Origin of the sequence: Chitinophaga agrisoli (genome assembly GCF_008386695.1) — a bacterium.
In the GTDB taxonomy this organism is placed as follows: domain Bacteria; phylum Bacteroidota; class Bacteroidia; order Chitinophagales; family Chitinophagaceae; genus Chitinophaga; species Chitinophaga agrisoli.
In genome coordinates, this window is the sequence record NZ_VUOC01000144.1 from 1 (window position 1) to 500 (window position 500).

At 54.6% G+C, this 500-nt stretch carries 1 protein-coding gene; it reads right to left on the reverse strand.

The window, feature by feature from the left end:
* A partial coding sequence (locus tag F0L74_RS33060; RefSeq protein ID WP_149842254.1) for a terminase gpA endonuclease subunit occupies nt 1–500 on the reverse strand: 500 nt, incomplete at both ends.

Sequence of the window (500 nt, forward strand, 5' to 3'; positions counted from 1 at the left end):
ATCGACATTTCTGCACCATTCCGGCGGGTATAGGTTTTATTGATGGCCTCATCCACACGCAGCAGCGTCTGTTCATCGTCGTGGCGGCCCATAATAATCTGCCGGTCAATCAGCCAGCTTTCCTCACCCGGCCCCCATCCCCATACGCGCATTTCGTAGCGGTCCAGCTGGGAGTCGATACCGGCGGTCAGGTAAGCCACACGGTCAGGAACGGGCGCTGAATAATGCTCTTTCCGCTCTGCCATCACTTCAGCATCCGGACGTTCGCCAATTTTCGCCTCCCACGTCTCACCGAGCGTGGTGTTTACGAAGGTTTTACGTTTTCCCGTATCCCCTTTCGTTTTCATCCAGTCTTTGACAATCTGCACCCAGGTGGTGAACGGGCTGTACGCTGTCCAGATGTGAAAGGTCACACTGTCAGGTGGCTCAATCTCTTCACCGGATGACGAAAACCAGAGAATGCCATCACGGGTCCAGATCCCGGTCTTTTCGCAGATGAT